We start from the raw sequence: 16,474 nt of genomic DNA, 5'->3' as shown, positions 1-16,474 counted from the left end.
TCCAGTGGAAGAGCGGGCGAACTTTTGCGAGTTCGCCCGCTCTCGTTGATACCGGTCAGTAACCTGGTCGCTCGTGACCAGTCGATTCAGAGCCGACGACGGCTCCAACTCGCTTGCCCCGCGCCGCCGTACGGTCGTCAAGGCCGCGGCGGCCACCGCTGTCCTGGCCGGCCCGCTCGCCGCCGCGCTGCCGGCCCGGGCGGCCGCCGAGACACCGCAGTTCCTGCACGGCGTGGCCTCCGGCGATCCGCTGCCCGACGGCGTGCTGCTGTGGACCCGGGTCACGCCCGTCTCCGAGGCCGTACCCGGCTCGGGGCTCGGCCCGGACACCGAGGTGAGCTGGGTCGTCGCCCGGGACAAGGCGTTCACGACGATCGTCGCCAAGGGCTCGACCACGGCGACGGCCGCCTCCGACCACACCGTCAAGGCGGACATCCGCGGTCTCGCCCCGGCCACCGACTACTGGTTCCGCTTCTCGGCCGGCGGCACGGACTCCCCGGCGGCGCGCACCCGCACCGCGCCCGCGGCGGACGCCGCCGTGTCCGGCCTGCGCTTCGGCGTGGTCTCCTGCGCCAACTGGGAGGGCGGCTACTTCGCCTCGTACCGCCATCTCGCGGCCCGCGGCGACCTGGACGCCTGGCTCCATCTCGGCGACTACGTCTACGAGTACAAGTCCGGTGAGTACGCGGCCCGCGGCACGGTCGTACGGCCGCACGCGCCGGCCAACGAGATCATCACGCTCGCCGACTACCGCACCCGGCACGGCAAGTACAAGACCGACCCGGATCTTCAGGCGCTGCACGCCAAGGCACCGGTCGTGGCGATCTGGGACGACCACGAGTTCGCCGACAACGCCTGGTCCGGCGGCGCGGTCAACCACACCGAGGGCGCCGAGGGCACCTGGAGCGACCGCAAGGCGGCCGCCAAGCAGGCCTACTTCGAGTGGATGCCGGTGCGCCCGGCGATCGCGGGCACCACCTACCGCCGGCTGCGCTTCGGCAAGCTCGCCGACCTGTCCCTGCTCGACCTGCGCTCCTTCCGCTCCCAGCAGGCGTCCACCGGCTCCGGCTCGGTCGACGACCCGGACCGCACCATCACGGGGCGCGCCCAACTCGACTGGCTCAAGGCCGGGTTGAAGGCCTCCGACACCACCTGGCGCCTGGTCGGCAACTCGGTGATGATCGCGCCGTTCGTCATCGGCTCGCTCACCGCGGACCTGCTCAAGCCGCTGGCGAAGCTGCTGAGCCTCCCGCAGGACGGCCTCGCCCTGAACACCGACCAGTGGGACGGCTACACCGACGACCGCCGTGAACTGCTGGCCCACCTCACCTCGAACGCGATCCGCAACACCGTCTTCCTGACCGGTGACATCCACATGGCGTGGGCCAACGACGTCCCGGTCGACGCCGGCACCTACCCCCTGTCCGCCTCCGCCGCCACGGAGTTCGTCGTCACCTCGGTGACCTCCGACAACCTCGACGACATCGTGAAGGTCCCGGAGGGCACGGTCTCCGCGCTCGCCGCGCCGGTCATCAGGGCCGCCAACCGCCATGTCCACTGGGTCGACACCGACCGGCACGGCTACGGCGTCCTGGACATCACCGCCGACCGCGCGCAGATGGACTACTACGTCCTGTCCGACCGCACGGACAAGAACGCCACCTCGTCCTGGGAGCGCTCGTACCGCACCCGCACGGGCACCCAGAAGGTCGAGCGGACCTACGACCCCGTGTAGCCCCCGCTACAGGCTGTCGAGGAAGCCGAGCGCCACCCGCCAGGTGGCCTCGGCCGCCTCCTCGTCGTAGTCCGGGAGCCCGGGGTCGGTGTACAGGTGCCCGGCGCCCGCGTATCTGTAGATCTCGACGTCCGCGCCGGCTCTGCCGATCTGCAGGTACCAGGCGCTCAGCCAGTCGTCCGTCTCGAACGGGTCGGGCTCGGCCACATGGAGCTGGACCGGCAGCTCGTCCACCGAGGCGTTGGCGGCGATGTCCGACGTGCCGTGCAGAAGCAGCAGCCCGCGCGCCCTCTCGTCGCCGAGGGCGAGGGTCTGCGCGACGGAGGCGCCGAGCGAGAACCCGGCGTACACCAGCCCTCGCTCCGAGTAGGGCGCCGCGGCCAGCACCGCTCTCTTCAGCAGCTCGTCCTTGCCGATCTCCTCGTTGAACGCCATGCCCTCCTCGACCGTCTCGAACGTACGCCCCTCGAAGAGGTCCGGGGTCCACACCTCGTGCCCGGCGCCGCGCAGCCGGTCCGCGGCCTGGCGCACCGCGGGCCGCAGGCCGTAGGTCGAGTGAAAGAGCATGATGTTCATGAGGCCATGGTGCCAGCCGGGACCGACAACGCCCTCCGGCGGCCGTACCCCGTTCCTGTCCGAAGTCACATGTTCATGACCCCCCTCAGCCGGTTAGGTTCGCAGGCATGGAGAACGTACTCCGCCCGCTGATCGTGATCGGCGGCTCGGTCGTGCTCACGCTGGCCATCGGCTGGCTCACCGACCTGCTGCTGCGCAAGGCCGACGAACGGCACAGCGAGACCCCGCTGTGGGGTCTGCTGCGCCGTGGTCGCGTGCCCTACCAACTCGTGCTCTGCGCGGCGATGCTGAGAGGGTCGTACGACCAGGCGCGCCTGCTCCACGACCACCGGGTCGGCATCGGCCAGGCGCTGACGCTGGTCCTGATCGGGGCCACCGCCTGGCTGGTGGTGCGGATCGCGGCCGCGATCGTCGAGTCGACGTACACCCGCTACGCGCGCGCCCACCACGACGCGGCCCGGGTCCGCCGGGTGCGCACCCAGGTGTCGCTGATCATGCGGGTGGTCACGGCGATCGTCGGTGTGGTCGCGGTGGCCGCGATGCTGCTGACCTTCCCGGCGATGCGCGCCGCGGGCGCCTCGCTGCTGGCCTCGGCCGGTGTGCTGGGCATCGTCGCCGGTGTGGCCGCCCAGTCGACGCTCAGCAACATGTTCGCCGGACTGCAGATCGCCTTCGGCGACATGGTGCGCCTCGGCGACACCGTCGTGGTGGACGGCGAGTGGGGCACGGTCGAGGAGATCACCCTGACCTTCCTGACCGTACGGACGTGGGACGAGCGCCGGATCACCATGCCGGTCTCGTACTTCACCTCGAAGCCCTTCGAGAACTGGTCGCGCGGCACCCCGCAGATGACCGGCATCGTCTACTGGCACCTGGACCACTCGGCGCCGATCGAGGCGATGCGCGAGAAGCTCCGCGACATCCTGCGCGAGTGCCCGGCCTGGGACGGCCGCGACTACGGTCTCGCGGTCACCGACTCGACCCCGAACACCATCCAGGTCCGCGCCCTGGTGACGGCGAAGGACGCGGACGACATCTGGACGGTACGGGTCACGGTCCGCGAACAGATGATCCGCTGGCTGACCGAGCGCCATGCCTCGGCCCTGCCCCGGGTCAACACCGCGGACGCGACCCTGCCGCCGGGCCGCCGCACCTCCCCGGACGGCTCCCCGGACGGCGCGGTCCGCAGGGCGCCCGAGACTCCGAGGACGGGCCGGGGCTGAGCCCTCACTGCCCGCGCTGGGCACCGCCGTTGACCTGGATCACCTGCGAGGTGATGTGCCCCGCGCCCGGTGACGCGAGCCAGTGCAGGGTCGCGGCCACGTCGCCGGGCGTGCCGGCGCGCTTGTCCAACGTGTCGTCGACGAGCCGCTCGCGCCGCGCCGGGTCGATCCGCGGCCCGAAGAACTCGGTGTCCTCGATGTACCCGGGCGCGACCACGTTCGCGGTGATGCCCCGCGGCCCCAACTCCCGCGCCAGATCGTGCGCGTACGGGTGCAGCGCGGCCTTGGCGCCCCCGTACGCGCCGCTTCCTGACCCCCGGTAAGCGGCGATGGAGCTGACGAACAGCACCCGCCCGCCGGGAGAGGCCAGCCGGTCCTTGAGCGCCGCGGTGAGCAGCGCCGCGGTGAGGGTGTTGATCCGGAAGTTCACCGTCCAGTCGTACGCGACCCGCTCCAACGGGTCGTCGCTCCCGGCCGGTGGCTCCAGTCGGCCGTTGCCCCCGGCGCCGTGGATCAGGACGTCCACCGTCCCGAACTCCCGCGCCACGAAGTCGGCGACACCGCGCACTTCGGCCGTGTCACTGAGATCGGCCGCACAGGTCGACGCCCCGGGCACCCCGGCCTTCCGCAGCACCTCGGCCCGCCGTCCGATCAGCAGGACCCGATCCCCTTCCGCGGCGAACACCTGAGCCGCCGCGAGCCCGATCCCCGTACCGCCACCACTGATCACCACATTGCGAGCCATGCGTCGACTCTACAAACCCACCGGTCGTGGGGCGTCGCGGTTCACACGATCGCAAGATCACCGCAAGCTGCGCACATCCAGATGCCGCAGTACCCGGTCCACCACCTCGGGATCAGCCCCCGGCTCGCTCCGCGCCGCCAGCACCTCGTGCCGGGCCGCGCTCAGCAACTCCCCCTGGATCCGCCGCATCCGCTTGAGCCGCCGCACCCGCATCTCATGCGCCTCCCGCCGCTCCTCCTCCCCCATCTCCGGGCTGATCCGCACGCCGATCTCGAAGGCCCGCCGCAGCATCTGCTCGGACAGCTCCTCCGGCAGCTCCTCGACCTCCTCGATCTCCCGCAGCCGCGCCTTGGCCGCCTTCGCCGCCCGCAGCGCCAGCTCCTTCTCGAACGCCTTCTCGCGTTCCGTGTCCGCCTGCACCCCGAGCTTCCTCACCAGCCACGGCAGGGTCAGCCCCTGCAGCACCAGCGTCCCCATGATCACCCCGAAGGCGATGAACACGATCTCGTCGCGGTCGGGGAAGGCCGACCCGTCGTCCGTCTTCAGCGGAATCGCCAGCGCCAGCGCCACCGAGGCCACGCCCCGCATCCCCGACCACCACATGACGACGGTCTCCCGCCAGCTCATCGGGATCTCCTCGTCCCAGTCGCGCCGCGCGTGCAGCCGCTTGGTGAGCCAGGTCGCCGGCAGCAGCCACGCCAGCCGTACGACGACCACCACGCCCACGATCGCCCCGGACCAGCCCAGAAGCTCGCCCCAGCGCCCGGACGCCGTCCTGATGGCGTTGTGCAGCTCCAGGCCGATCAGCCCGAAGGCCACGCCCGTGACGAGCGTGTCGACGATGTCCCAGAAGGTGTGACCGGCGAGCCGCGTGAGCACGTCGTCGGGGTCGGTGGCGTACTCGGCGAGGAACAACGCGGTGGTGAGCACGGCGAGCACACCGGAGCCGTGCAGCTCCTCGGCGAGGACGTACGACGCGTACGGCACCAGCAGGGTCAGGCCGACCTGGAGGGTCGCGTCGCCCAGCAGATCGAGGAGCCTGTTGGCGCCCCAGCCGAGGGCGACGCCGGTCGCGACGGCGACGACGGCGGACAGCACCAGGTCGAGCGCGGCCCGCCCGGCGTGGAAGTCACCGCTGACGGCGGCGGCGACCGCCACGTGGTACAGCACGATCGCCGTCACGTCGTTGAAGAGACCCTCGCCCTCCAGGATGGAGACCAGCCGGCGCGGCAGCCCGAGCTGTCCGGCGACCGCCGTCGCGGCGACCGGGTCGGGCGGTGCGACCAGCGCCCCCAGCGCCACCGCGGCCGCCACGGGCAGCCCCGGCACGACGGCGTTCGCCACGACGGCCACGCACAGGGTGGTCACGAAGACCAGCGCCACCGCCAGCAGGAAGATCGGCCGCCGGTTCGCCGCGAACTGCCGCCAGGAGGTCCGCCGCACCGCCGCGTACAGCAACGGCGGCAGCAGCAGGGGCAGGATCAGATCCGGCGGCACATTGACATCGGGCACGAAGTCGGCCACCGCCAGCACGACCCCGAGCAGGGTCATCAGCACCGGCGCCGGCAGTCCGAACCGGTCCCCCACCGGGACACTCACCACGGCCCCGAGCAACAACACGAACAACAGGGCCAACTGATCCACGGTCAGCGCTCCGGCGGTCTAGGCGATCAAGAACACCCCGTCCAGCCTGCCACGTGCCACCCGTCGCCGCTGTCCCGGCCCCCAGGCCCGCGGCGACCGCCTGCGTCGGCTACAGAGACCGCCGCATCGCCCGGTGCGGGATCCCCGCCTCCAGGTACTCCGGTCCATAGGCCTCGTAGCCGAGCCGCTCGTAGAACCCCAGCGCGTGCGTCTGCGCGTGCAGATCCACCGCGGCGAGCCCACGCGCGCGTGCCGCGTCCTCGATGGCCCGCACCAGGGCCACGCCGACGCCCAGCCCGCGTGCCTCCTTGGCGACCGCGAGCCGTCCCAGCGAGCCCACCGACAGGTCTCCGCCGACCTTCGACGCGGCCACCTCCCCGTGCAGCAGCCGCCCGGTGCCCAGCACCACCCCGTCGTCGCGCACGGCCAGCACATGCACCGCCAGGGCGTCGTACTCGTCGTACTCCAGGTCCTCCGGCACTCCCTGCTCGCCCACGAAGACCTCCTTGCGCACCCCGAAGCACAGCTCCCGGTCGGCGGGGTCCTCGGCGACCCGTACGTCGTACGCGTGCGTGCCGGTCATCCGTATGTCTCCTCGCGGACCTGGTCCAGCGCCTTCTGCAGGTCGGCCGGGTAGTCGCTCTCGAACTCCACCCACTCGCCGTCCCCGGGGTGCTCGAAGCCGAGCCGTACGGCGTGCAGCCACTGGCGGGTCAGATGCAGCCGCTTGGCGAGGGTCGGGTCGGCGCCGTAGGTGAGGTCGCCGACGCAGGGGTGGCGGTGGGCGGCCATGTGGACGCGGATCTGGTGGGTACGGCCGGTCTCCAGCTTCACGTCCAGCAGTGAGGCGGCGCGGAACGCCTCGATGAGGTCGTAGTGCGTGACGGAGGGCTTGCCGTCGGCGGTGACCGCCCACTTGTAGTCGTGGTTCGGGTGGCGGCCGATGGGCGCGTCGATGGTGCCGCTGGTCGGGTCCGGATGGCCCTGCACCAGCGTGTGGTAGCGCTTGTCGACCGTGCGCTCCTTGAACTGCCGCTTCAGCGAGGTGTACGCCCGCTCCGACTTGGCGACCACCATGAGGCCGGAGGTGCCGACGTCGAGGCGGTGCACGATGCCCTGGCGCTCGGCCGCGCCGGAGGTGGAGATGCGGTAGCCGGCCGCCGCGAGACCGCCGATGACCGTCGTCCCGGTCCAGCCCGGGGAGGGGTGCGCGGCCACGCCGACCGGCTTGACGATCACGACCACGTCATCGTCGTCGTGGACGATCTCCATGCCCTCGACGGGCTCCGCGACGATCTGCACGGGCGCGGGCGCCTGCGGCATCTCGACCTCGAGCCAGGCGCCGCCGTGCACCCGCTCGGACTTCCCGACCACCGAGCCGTCGACCGAGACCTTCCCCGCCGCGGCGAGTTCCGCGGCCTTGGTGCGGGAGAAGCCGAACATACGGGAGATGGCGGCGTCGACGCGCTCGCCCTCCAGTCCGTCGGGCACGGGCAGGGTACGGATCTCGGGAATCGTGCTCACCCGTCGAGTATGACGGACACCGCCGACGGCCCCGAACGAGCCTGTGGAAAACCCGGTTCGCGAAGAACCCGGGCTCAGTCCTTGTGGACGGTGCCGTCCGGGTCCAGGCCCTTGAAGGACAGCAGCACGATCAGGATGCCGCCGCACACGATCGCCGAGTCGGCCAGGTTGAAGACCGCGAAGCCCTTGGGGGCGATGAAGTCGACCACCGCGCCCTCGAAGACGCCCGGCGAACGGAAGATCCGGTCGGTGAGGTTGCCGAGCGCGCCACCGAGCAACAGGCCGAGCGCGATCGCCCAGGGCAGGCTGTACAGCTTGCGGGCGAGGCGGGCGATCACCACGATCACGGCCGCCGCGATCACGGTGAAGATCACGGTGAAGGCCTCGCCGAAGCCGAAGGCGGCGCCCGCGTTGCGGATCGCCTCGAACTTCAGCCAGTCGCCGATGATCTTGATCGGCGCGTGGTGCTCCAGCTTGGCGACCACGAGCAGCTTGCTGCCGAGGTCGAGGAGGTACGCGAAGGCGGCGACCGTGAACAGCACGGCGATACGGCGCTTGCCCCTGGGCCGTACGACCGCGTCCTGCTCCGGCCCGGTCCCCGCCGCCTCTGGGGTATCCGGCGTACCGATGATGCGCTCCGCCTCTGCCACGTGAGTCCCTCAACCTAGGTACCTGACTGAGGACGAGGGTACGGCACGCGCGTGTACGCCCTCAGTACCGGCGTTCCTGCTTCTGCTTGCACTCCACGCACAGGGTGGCCCGCGGGAACGCCTGCATACGGGCCTTGCCGATCGGGTTCCCGCAGTTCTCGCACAGACCGTACGTGCCCTCGTCGAGGCGTACCAGGGCGTGCTCGGTCTGGGTGAGCATCTCGCGCGCGTTGGCCGCGAGGGCCAGCTCGTGCTCGCGCGTGATGTTCTTGGTGCCGGTGTCCGCCTGGTCGTCGCCGGCGCCGTCCCCGGAGTCCCGCATCAGGCCCTGGAGGGCGTCCTCGGACGAGGTGATCTCGGCGCGCAGCCGCAGCGCCTCCGACTGCAGCTCGGCCCGCGCCTCCTCGACCTCCTCCGGGGTCCAGGGGTCCTCGCCGGGGCGTACGGCGAGCTCGCCGGGCTCCACCGCCGCGGCGACCCGTGCCTTGGGTACGGCGTTCTGCGCCGCCGTGGCCGTGCCAGGAGTCTTCTTCGCAACCACCGTCGTGGCTCCCGTCTGCTCCGCGGCCTGCGCCGCGCCCGCCTTGTTGGCCGTGCTCCTGCTCTTCTTCGCCGCCCTGGTACGAGCCGCGCCCCGCCCGACGCCACCCGCTCCCGCGGCACCTCCCTCTACGACGGCCCCACCGGAGACCGCCTCCTCCCCGACTCCCCCTTCCGAAACAGACTCCTCCCCAACCGCCCCCCTGACGACCGCCTCCTCACCAACGGCCTCCTCACCAACGGCCTTCTTGGCCACCGTCTTCTTGAGCGCCGCCTTCTTGGCAGGCGCCACCTTGGCCGCCGCCTCCTTGGCAGGCGCCTCCTTGGCAGGCGCCTTCCCGGCCACCTTCCCGGCAGGCGCCCTCTGGGACGCCGCCTTCCCGACCGCCTTCTTGGCAGGCGCCTCCTTGGCTCCCGCCTTCTTCGCCGCCGCCTTCCCGGCAGGCGCCACCTTGGCCGTAACCTTCCCGGCCACCCCCCCGCCAGGCATCTCCTTGGCCGCAACCTTCCCGGCCACCGCCGCCTCGGAGGCCGGCTTCTCGGCCACCGCCTCACCTGCAGCCGACTTCTTTGTGACCGCCCTTCGCGCGGCCGGCTCCTCCTGAGCCACCTTCTTCGCGGCTGCCTTCTTGGCCGTGGCCTTGGTGGCAGCCTTCTTCCGGGCCGCCTTCTGCGCCGCCATCGCCTCGGAGGCCGCCTTCTCGGCCACCCCCTCACCGGCAGCCGGCTTTTGCGCGGCTCCCTTCTTGGCCGCGGCCTTGGTCGGCGCCTCCTTGGTGGCCGCCTCCTTGGTGGCCGCCTCCTTGGTGGCCGCCCCCTTGGTGGCCGCCTTCTTCGCGGCGCCCTTCTTGGCCGCGGCCCTCTTACCGGCCGCCTCCTTGCCGGCCGCCCCCTTGGCCGCGGCTGTCTTGCTGACCAACTCCTTCGCAGCAGCCTTCTTGGCGGTGGTTTCCCTGGTGGCCGCCTCCCGGACGGCCGCCTTCTCAGCGGCCATCGCTTCGGTGGCCATCTCCTTCGCCGCCGTCGCCTTCGCGGCGGCCCTCCTGCTCACCGTCCTCGTACCCGCCGCCTTCGCCGCCACCGCCTCACCGGCAGCCCTCTTGGCCGCCATCGCCTCGGTGGCCGCCTCCTTCGCCACCACCGCCTTCCCCACAGCCCCCTTGGCCGCCGCCGCCCCAGCGGCCGCCTCGTTCGCCGCCACCGCCTGCGCGGCAGCCCTCCCGCTCGCCGACTTCTTGGCCCCCGACGGCGTACCCGACGGCTTCTCAGCCGCCGTCTGCCTGCCCGCCGTCTGCCTACCCGCCGTCTTCCTGCCCGCTGCCGTCCTGCCCGCCGCCTGCTCGGCCGAGCTTCTGGCGGGTCCGTCGGTCTCGGCGGGCTTCTTCTGCGGGGCCGCTCTGGACCCCGTCGCCTTGGCCGGCGTCGTGGAGGTCGCCCGGACCGTCTTCACCGGCTTGGTGGCCTTCGCCGCCCGTGCCGACCCCCCGGCACCCGCGGCGGCGCCGGCCCGGGCGCTCTTCTTGCCGCTCACATCCTTGGCCGCACCGCCGGAGGCACGGGTGGACCTGCCGGACGCCGACTGCTGTACGGCGGTCTTCTTCGCCACCATGGCCGCGGCCCCTTCACATATTGTGATCTTGCACGCGAATCGTGCTGGGACGATAAATCGACTTGAGCCCCGCGGCAACGGGGCACACCGCCCGATTCGCCCGGCTCGCGCACGCCGCTCCGCAAGCCTGCATCCGTTGTGCCCAGCTCGTCGCGGCATAATCCGCCGGACCGTGCGTCCCAGAATCCGAACACGCGTACCGCTCCATTCGGGGCATCCCCACCCCCGCGACGCCCCCTCCCCCCGGGCCCCGAAAAGCGGTCGGCCGCTGTCCGTGCGGCGCCGTACACTGGGCGGAGCGAGAAGCGTGGATGGGGACGAGTAGCGGCGTACGCAGCCCAGAGCGACCCGGGGACGGTGGAAGCCCGGGGGCGAGCGCGACGTGAAGATCACCCCGGAGCCGCCGGAAGAACGCCCGCGAAGGCAAGTAGACCCGGCATCGCGACCCCAATGAGGGGGCTCACCGGAGCACAGGGCGCACCGGGGAGCCAAGGAGGGTGGTACCGCGGGAGCGCGCCGAAAGCGGCGTACAGAAGACAGCTCTCGTCCCTCCGGACGGAAGGCAGCAAGTCCGCCGGAGGAAGCTCGCTGATGACAACGCCGACGTACCGCCAGGTGCCCGCCCAGGTCGACCTGCCCGCGCTCGAGCACGCCGTGCTCGACTTCTGGCGCGAGCAGAAGATCTTCGCCAAGACCCTGGAGCAGTCCGAGGGCCGCCCCGAATGGGTGTTCTACGAGGGCCCGCCCACCGCCAACGGCATGCCCGGCGCCCACCACATCGAGGCCCGCGTCTTCAAGGACGTCTTCCCCCGATTCCGCACCATGCGCGGCTACCACGTGGCCCGCAAGGCCGGCTGGGACTGTCACGGCCTGCCGGTGGAGCTCGCGGTCGAGAAGGAGCTCGGCTTCAGCGGCAAGCAGGACATCGAGGCGTACGGCATCGCCGAGTTCAACGCCAAGTGCCGGGAGTCGGTGACCCGCCACACCGACGCCTTCGAGGCGCTCACGACCCGCATGGGGTACTGGACCGATCTGAACGACCCCTACCGCACCATGGACCCGGAGTACATCGAGTCCGTCTGGTGGTCGCTCAAGGAGATCTTCAACAAGGGCCTGCTGGTCCAGGACCACCGCGTCGCGCCCTGGTGCCCCCGCTGCGGCACCGGCCTGTCCGACCACGAGCTGGCGCAGGGCTACGAGACGGTCGTCGACCCGTCCGTGTACGTCCGTTTCCCGCTCACCTCCGGTCCGCTGGCCGGCCAGGCCGCGCTCCTGGTGTGGACGACGACCCCGTGGACGCTGGTGTCCAACACCGCGGTCGCCGCGCACCCCGAGGTCACCTATGTCGTCGCCACCGACGGCACCGAGAAGCTCGTCGTCGCCGAGCCCCTCGTCGGCAAGGCGCTGGGCGAGGGCTGGGAGACCACCGGCGAGTCCTTCACCGGCGCCGAGATGGAGCGCTGGACGTATCAACGTCCGTTCGAGCTCGTGGAGTTCCCGGAGCCGGCGCACTACGTGGTGAACGCCGAGTACGTCACGACCGAGGACGGCACGGGTCTGGTCCACCAGTCCCCCGCCTTCGGTGAGGACGACCTCAAGGTCTGCCGCGCGTACGGCCTGCCGGTGGTGAACCCGGTGCGCCCGGACGGCACCTTCGAGGAGGACGTCCCGCTGGTCGGCGGTGTCTTCTTCAAGAAGGCGGACGAACAGCTCACCGAGGACCTCCAGCAGCGCGGCCTCCTCTTCCGGCACATCCCGTACGAGCACAGCTACCCGCACTGCTGGCGCTGCCACACCGCGCTCCTCTACTACGCGCAGCCGTCCTGGTACATCCGCACCACCGCCATCAAGGACCGCCTCCTCCAGGAGAACGAGAACACCAACTGGTTCCCGGACACGGTCAAGCACGGCCGGTACGGCGACTGGCTGAACAACAACATCGACTGGGCGCTGTCCCGCAACCGCTACTGGGGCACCCCCCTGCCGATCTGGCGCTGCGAGGAAGACCACCTCACCGTGGTCGGCTCCCGCGCCGAGCTCACCGAGCTGACCGGCACGGACCAGTCCGAACTGGACCCGCACCGCCCGTACATCGACGACGTCACCTTCGCCTGCCCGAAGTGCCGGAAGACGGCCGCGCGCGTGCCGGAGGTCATCGACGCCTGGTACGACTCGGGTTCGATGCCGTTCGCGCAGTGGGGATACCCGTACAAGAACAAGGAGTTGTTCGAGAGCCGGTATCCGGCGCAGTTCATCTCCGAGGCGATCGACCAGACCCGCGGCTGGTTCTACACGCTGATGGCCGTCGGCACGCTGGTCTTCGACAAGTCGTCGTACGAGAACGTGGTCTGTCTCGGTCACATCCTCGCCGAGGACGGCCGCAAGATGTCCAAGCACCTGGGCAACATCCTGCAGCCGATCCCGCTGATGGACCAGCACGGCGCGGACGCGGTGCGCTGGTTCATGGCGGCTGGCGGTTCGCCGTGGGCGGCGCGCCGGGTGGGTCACGGCACGATCCAGGAGGTCGTCCGCAAGACGCTCCTCACCTACTGGAACACGGTCGCCTTCCAGGCCCTGTACGCCCGCACCTCCGGCTGGGCGCCCAGCGAGGCCGATCCGGCCCCGGCCGACCGTCCGCTCCTGGACCGCTGGCTGCTGTCCGAACTCCACGCGCTCACCGACCAGGTGACGCAGGCTCTGGAGGCGTACGACACCCAGCGCGCCGGCAAGCTGCTCTCGGCGTTCGTCGACGACCTGTCCAACTGGTACGTCCGCCGCTCCCGTCGCCGCTTCTGGCAGGGCGACAAGGCGGCGCTGCGCACCCTGCACGAGGTCGTCCAGACGGTCACCCAGCTGATGGCCCCGCTCACCCCGTTCATCACCGAGCGGGTGTGGCAGGACCTGATCGCGCCGGTGACCCCGGGCGCCCCGGAGTCGGTGCACCTGTCCTCGTGGCCCGAGGCGGACCTGACGGCGATCGACCCCGAGCTCTCCCAGCAGATGGTCCTGGTACGGCGGCTCGTGGAGCTCGGCCGTGCCACGCGCGCGGAGTCGGGCGTCAAGACGCGTCAGCCGCTGTCCCGTGCGCTGATCGCCGCGGCGGGCTTCGAGTCCCTCGACACCGAGCTGCACGCGCAGATCACGGAGGAGCTGAACGTGAGCGCGCTCGCGTCCCTCTCGGAGGTCGGCGGCAGCCTGGTCGACACGACCGCCAAGGCCAACTTCCGCGCCCTGGGCAAGCGGTTCGGCAAGCGGGTCCAGGACGTGGCGAAGGCCGTCGCGAACGCGGACGCGGCGGCGCTGTCGCTGGCGCTGCGCGAGGGCACGGCGTCGGTGGAGGTCGACGGTGAGACGATCGCTCTCGCTCCGGATGAGGTGATCATCACAGAGACCCCGCGTGAGGGGTGGTCGGTGGCGTCGGACTCCGGGGCGACGGTGGCCCTGGATCTGGAGATCACCGAGGAGCTGCGCCAGGCCGGCCTCGCCCGTGACGCGATCCGGCTGATCCAGGAGGCCCGCAAGAACAGCGGCCTGGATGTGGCCGACCGGATCGCGTTGCGGTGGACGTCCACGGACCCGGCCGTCGTCGCGGCCCTGTCCGAGCACACCGGTCTGATCGCCGACGAGGTCCTCGCCACGGACTTCGGCCAGGGCGAGGCGGACGACTCCTACGGTGCCCCCTTCACCGACGAGGGGCTGTCGCTCTCGTTCCGCCTCCGGAAGGTGTGATTCCCGCCGCATGCGGCTGCGGGTCGCGGGGCCGGTCGTGCGCAGGCGGTGGAAGCCGCATGTCGACCGGCCCCGCGCCCGTCGGGGCGGGCCGGTCAACCCGCGTAAAAGGGGCGAGCCCCGGACCGATGTCCGGGGCTCGCCCCTTTGAACGCTGCCGACGCCTATGGCGTACTACTCACCGTGCCGCGGCCCTCAGTTGTCGTCCTCGTCGATCAGGAACCCGCGCATCGGCGAGGGGGCCTGACCCATGGGGCCGGGGCCCTGGGGGCGGACCGGAGCCATTGGCTGGGTCATGGCCGGGGTCATCTGCTGCTGGCCGCCGTAGGACGGAGCGGCGGGCGCGGGAGCGCCCATGCCCTGGTTGGCGCCGTAGGACGGGGCGCTCGCGCCGGCCGGGGCCATGGAGGGCGCCGGGGACGGCGGGAGGGACGCGGTGGCGGGAGTCCGCGGCGGAGCCAGCGAGTCGTCGGCCTGGGTCTCCAGCTGACGCAGCTGCGACTCCAGGTACGACTTCAGGCGGGTGCGGTACTCGCGCTCGAAGCCGCGCAGATCCTCGACCTTGCGCTCCAGCGTGGCGCGGGCGGACTCCAGGGAGCCCATCGCGACGCGGTGCTTTTCCTGCGCGTCCCGCTCGAGGGCGTCGGCCTTGGCACGGGCGTCACGCTCGAGCCCCTCGGCACGCGAACGCGCCTCGCCGACGATCTTGTTGGCCTCGGAGCGGGCCTCGGCGATCGCCTGGTCGGCGGTCTGCTGCGCCAGCGAGAGGACTCGGGCGGCACTGTCGCCACCGGGGCCCTGACCGGGGCCGCCCATCGGACCACCCATCGGGCCGCCCATGGGGCCACCCATCGGGCCGCCCATCTGCTGCTGCATGGGCTGGCCGCCCATGGTGCCCTGACCCATCGGGCCGCCCATGGGGCCACCCATCGGACCCTGGCCCATCTGACCCTGCATAGGGCCCTGACCCATCTGACCCTGCATAGGGCCCTGGCCCATCTGTCCCTGCATCGGGCCCTGACCCATCGGGCCCTGACCCATCGGACCGGGTCCCTGCGGGCCACCCGGGCCGCCGCTGGGGCCGGCGGGCAGCTGCGGCGCACCGCTCGGCAGCTGGGGCGGGCCACCCATGGGGCCGCCCATCTGCTGCTGCGGCGGGCCCGATATGCCGGCCGGCACGGGGGCGCCGGGGCCTCGCATGCCCTGCGGGGGCATGCCCTGCTGCTGGTCCGGACCGGGACCGCCGGGGCCCTCCGGAGGCTTGCGCATGTTCTGCTGATTCTGGGCAGCGGCACGCGTGGCCGCGGCCAGTTTGGCGCGCAGGTCCTCGTTCTCGCGGAGCAGGCGGGTCAGTTCGGCTTCGACCTCGTCGAGGAAGGCATCGACCTCGTCCTCGTCATAGCCTTCTCGGAGGCGGACGGTCGTGAACTGCTTGTTCCGCACGTCCTCGGGGGTCAACGGCATCTCTTCACCTCAACGTAGTCATCGGCAGTCGGCAAGACCGTATCGTCCACAGTCACCTCACGAAGTTCTGCGTGATGGTGATGAGGATGTAGACGATGATCATCAGTACGAAGAAGGACAGGTCGAGCGCCACGCCCCCGAGGCGCAGCGGCGGGATGAACCGCCGCAGAAGCTTGAGCGGTGGGTCGGTGACAGTGTAGGTGGCCTCCAGAACGACCACCATCGCCTTGCCGGGTTGCCATGAGCGGGCGAACTGGAACACGTAGTCCATGACGAGCCGGAAGATCAGCACGACAAGGAACACCATCAGCGCGATGTAGATCACCTGCGCGAACACGCTCATGGTCTGTGCTTCCCTCTCCCCTGTTTCCTGCTCTGTTCCGGTGGTGCTTTCAGCTCTGGTTGAAGAACCCACCCTCTGCGATACGGGCCTTGTCCTCCGCCGTGACATCGACGTTAGCAGGCGACAACAGGAACACCTTCTGCGTCACCCGCTCGATGCTGCCGTGAAGACCAAACACCAAACCGGCCGCAAAGTCGACAAGTCGCTTCGCGTCTGTGTCGTCCATCTCAGTCAGATTCATGATCACCGGGGTGCCCTCACGGAAGTGTTCCCCGATGGTACGGGCCTCGTTGTAGGTCCGCGGGTGAAGTGTGGTGATCCGGTAAGGCTCTCGTTCGGACACGACCTTGGGCATGATCACCGGTGCGTTCTTCTCCAGGCTTGCGCGTTCTTGTGTGATGGACGCCACGGGTGCGATGCGCGCCGGACGGCCGGATTCCGCGGGTAGCGAAGCGGAACGGGCCACCGGTTCGCGCGGAGCGGACGGTTGCACGATTCGCACCTCTTCGTCCCTTTGGGACTGATGTGCGACATGTGCCTGGTGCGACGGCTCGTGCCGTCGGTGGTCCCGCTCGGGTTCCGGGTCCAGTTCGGGCTCGAATTCGTCATCGGGGTCGAAACCCCGGCCGTCGTACCCATCGTCCTCCACGAGGCCGAGGTAGACCGCCATCTTGCGCATCGCGCCGGCCATG

Annotated in this window: 13 protein-coding genes; 3 read left to right on the top strand and 10 right to left on the bottom strand. The window is 70.9% G+C overall.

Annotation, left to right across the window (positions count from 1 at the left end; all coding sequences use genetic code 11):
* The first annotated feature begins 73 nt into the window (after window positions 1-73).
* Window positions 74-1,735, top strand: a complete 1,662-nt coding sequence (locus tag ABZT17_RS09190; RefSeq protein WP_356345722.1) for an alkaline phosphatase D family protein — start codon at window positions 74-76, stop codon at window positions 1,733-1,735.
* Between the two features lie 6 nt (window positions 1,736-1,741).
* Here ABZT17_RS09190 and ABZT17_RS09185 read toward each other — a convergent pair whose 3' ends face one another.
* On the bottom strand, window positions 1,742-2,311 hold the full coding sequence (locus tag ABZT17_RS09185; RefSeq protein ID WP_356345719.1) for a dienelactone hydrolase family protein: 570 nt from the start codon (window positions 2,309-2,311) through the stop codon (window positions 1,742-1,744).
* Between the two features lie 107 nt (window positions 2,312-2,418).
* On the opposite strand from ABZT17_RS09185, the gene ABZT17_RS09180 reads away from it, so the two are divergent.
* Entirely contained in the window at window positions 2,419-3,534 is a 1,116-nt protein-coding gene (locus tag ABZT17_RS09180) for a mechanosensitive ion channel domain-containing protein (RefSeq protein WP_356345717.1), read from the top strand.
* A gap of 4 nt (window positions 3,535-3,538) precedes the next feature.
* Here the strand turns inward: ABZT17_RS09180 and ABZT17_RS09175 are convergent, their stop codons facing one another.
* From ABZT17_RS09175 to ABZT17_RS09150, 6 genes are all read right to left on the bottom strand, one after another.
* Window positions 3,539-4,279: an SDR family oxidoreductase gene (locus ABZT17_RS09175; RefSeq protein WP_356345713.1), complete on the bottom strand. Its 741-nt coding sequence runs from the start codon at window positions 4,277-4,279 to the stop codon at window positions 3,539-3,541.
* Between the two features lie 57 nt (window positions 4,280-4,336).
* Window positions 4,337-5,923 (bottom strand): Na+/H+ antiporter, encoded by a 1,587-nt coding sequence (locus tag ABZT17_RS09170; RefSeq protein ID WP_356345710.1) that lies wholly within the window; start codon window positions 5,921-5,923, stop codon window positions 4,337-4,339.
* 109 nt (window positions 5,924-6,032) lie between these two features.
* On the bottom strand, window positions 6,033-6,506 hold the full coding sequence (locus ABZT17_RS09165; RefSeq protein WP_356345707.1) for a GNAT family N-acetyltransferase: 474 nt from the start codon (window positions 6,504-6,506) through the stop codon (window positions 6,033-6,035).
* On the bottom strand, window positions 6,503-7,447 hold the full coding sequence (locus tag ABZT17_RS09160) for an RluA family pseudouridine synthase (protein WP_356345705.1): 945 nt from the start codon (window positions 7,445-7,447) through the stop codon (window positions 6,503-6,505). Before ABZT17_RS09160 ends, ABZT17_RS09165 begins: the two co-directional genes overlap by 4 nt.
* A gap of 74 nt (window positions 7,448-7,521) precedes the next feature.
* A complete protein-coding gene (gene lspA, locus ABZT17_RS09155; RefSeq protein ID WP_356345703.1) occupies window positions 7,522-8,097 on the bottom strand; it encodes a signal peptidase II in 576 nt (191 codons plus the stop codon).
* Between the two features lie 61 nt (window positions 8,098-8,158).
* Window positions 8,159-10,246, bottom strand: a complete 2,088-nt coding sequence (locus ABZT17_RS09150; RefSeq protein WP_356345700.1) for a TraR/DksA family transcriptional regulator — start codon at window positions 10,244-10,246, stop codon at window positions 8,159-8,161.
* A 591-nt stretch (window positions 10,247-10,837) separates the two neighbouring features.
* Between ABZT17_RS09150 and ileS the strand changes: the two genes are divergently transcribed.
* Window positions 10,838-13,975 carry an isoleucine--tRNA ligase gene (ileS, locus tag ABZT17_RS09145; RefSeq protein ID WP_356345699.1) on the top strand — a complete coding sequence of 1,046 codons (3,138 nt, stop codon included), beginning with the start codon at window positions 10,838-10,840 and terminating at the stop codon, window positions 13,973-13,975.
* A gap of 195 nt (window positions 13,976-14,170) precedes the next feature.
* Here the strand turns inward: ileS and ABZT17_RS09140 are convergent, their stop codons facing one another.
* The 3 genes from ABZT17_RS09140 to sepF are packed head-to-tail and all read right to left on the bottom strand — an operon-like array spanning window position 14,171 to window position 16,473.
* Window positions 14,171-15,439, bottom strand: coding sequence for a DivIVA domain-containing protein (locus ABZT17_RS09140; protein WP_356345696.1), 1,269 nt, complete (start codon window positions 15,437-15,439; stop codon window positions 14,171-14,173).
* Between the two features lie 52 nt (window positions 15,440-15,491).
* A complete protein-coding gene (locus ABZT17_RS09135) occupies window positions 15,492-15,782 on the bottom strand; it encodes a YggT family protein (protein WP_356345693.1) in 291 nt (96 codons plus the stop codon).
* Window positions 15,783-15,831: 49 nt separating this feature from the next.
* On the bottom strand, window positions 15,832-16,473 hold the full coding sequence (gene sepF / locus ABZT17_RS09130) for a cell division protein SepF (protein ID WP_356345691.1): 642 nt from the start codon (window positions 16,471-16,473) through the stop codon (window positions 15,832-15,834).
* Window position 16,474 lies beyond the last annotated feature (1 nt).

The sequence above is a fragment of the Streptomyces sp. NPDC005648 genome (assembly GCF_040605395.1).
Classification (GTDB): domain Bacteria; phylum Actinomycetota; class Actinomycetes; order Streptomycetales; family Streptomycetaceae; genus Streptomyces.
This window is presented reverse-complemented; position numbering and strand designations above follow the sequence as displayed.